Source organism: Bacillus hominis, from assembly GCF_018332515.1.
GTDB classification, from domain to species: Bacteria; Bacillota; Bacilli; order Bacillales; family Bacillaceae_G; genus Bacillus_A; species Bacillus_A hominis.
Window position 1 is genome coordinate 1 of record NZ_BOQD01000108.1, and the last position, 938, is coordinate 938.

1 protein-coding gene is annotated in these 938 nt (G+C 30.7%); it reads left to right on the forward strand.

Annotated features, from left to right (window positions below; all coding sequences use genetic code 11):
* Positions 1 to 563: 563 nt before the first annotated feature.
* Positions 564 to 938 (forward strand): MerR family transcriptional regulator (locus KI356_RS12380; RefSeq protein WP_212935565.1); only part of this gene is annotated, 375 nt, incomplete at its 3' end.

Sequence of the window (938 nt, forward strand, 5' to 3'; positions counted from 1 at the left end):
CACCACCTTTAATAAATAATAAATTTTATCTATAGGTACAAAAAGACAAGATAATTATACGGAATTTAATACCGTTATAAAAGCCGTAAATACTTCGGTATATATTTCCGAAGTATTGTATGTACTAACTATAATACATCTACGGATGATAATCAAGAATCTTATTAAATCAATACTTTAAATACTTCCGTAATAATTACCGTAATTAATATTTTAATTGTTACGCATTTATTACGGTAATAAACACTGTAATGAATACGTAATGATTATAAAAGATGCATTTTAATAAGTGAAAATCCATGTAAAATTTTTAGTTCAGTTCACAGAATTTTAAGGTGATTTTGTACATAATCAAGTGTTAATCACGCTCACCCGACTAATCACCGCTCGATAACATAGGTATTATTGGTATGCAGCTAAATAAATGAGCAGTGAATGATTGAGTGATCAGGTATAAAAGTCCATGATATTTTATGTAATCTACAAAGGGGTTCTTTTAGTTTCTATAGAATTTTTATATAATGTATTATAGGACAGGCATCATATAGTTAGGTGGTGAGCAAATGATTGATGAACAGTTAAGCGATGGTTATTATCGCGTATCTGAAGTAGCAACCATGCTTGATATTCCTGAAAGTACTCTTCGTAGATGGTTGAATGATTTCGATGAGTACTTGAACATAAAAAAAGAACGCCAACTTAAATATGTTCATGAGGATAGTATTGATACAGTAAAAAAGATTAAACATTATTATTCTGAGTCAAAGAAAAAGCACGAAATTGTTGGGCTTTTAGATATGGATCCGACGGTTATTCGCAATGTTTATGCTGAAGATGTTGACGGTGATGGTGAACCAAAAGAAACATCACTAGTTAAAGCACAACAGGTCAATCCAGACTTTATAGAAGCTTTGACGGAAAAAATTACTGAGGAAGTT